The organism is Streptomyces durbertensis, assembly GCF_014156695.1.
Classification (GTDB): Bacteria; Actinomycetota; Actinomycetes; order Streptomycetales; family Streptomycetaceae; genus Streptomyces; species Streptomyces durbertensis.
Genome location: NZ_WMLF01000945.1, coordinates 1 through 451 on the forward strand (window position 1 = coordinate 1; position 451 = coordinate 451).

General features: G+C 74.7%; 1 pseudogene. It reads right to left on the reverse strand.

The window, feature by feature from the left end:
• A pseudogene (locus GL263_RS27805) lies at positions 1–301 on the reverse strand (hypothetical protein); the annotation flags it as partial.
• Positions 302–451: the final 150 nt, after the last annotated feature.

Sequence of the window (451 nt, forward strand, 5' to 3'; positions counted from 1 at the left end):
GGGACAGCACGCTGAACAGCAGGTGGAGGAAGGTCTGGATGCCGACAAGCGTGCCGACTATGGCCAGCGGGCCGCGGCGACGGTCGCCGCCGAACCAGGCGAGTGCCGCCGTGCCGACCGCCGCGGGGAGGAGGACGGCCGGCGGCACCGCGTGCCCGGACACCGTGCCGTGGCCGGCTGCCGCCAGCACGGCGCACACCGCTCCGAACAGCCCCGCGCGCACGGCGCGCAGCCCGCGCGGCGGTTGCTCCGCGGGGGGCGTCGGGGCGGTCTCGGAGGACCGTCGGGCGGTGGGTGTCATGGTCGCCGCATCATGGCACGGCGTGTCGCCGCGAGTCCCCTAAGGGGACCTTATCCCCGCAGGTCTTGTCGGTTTCCGAGTGGATCTGAACGCCGTCGGCACTCGTCCCGTACTCCCCTGGTCGCCTCCCGCCCCAGGCGCCTCTCCCGC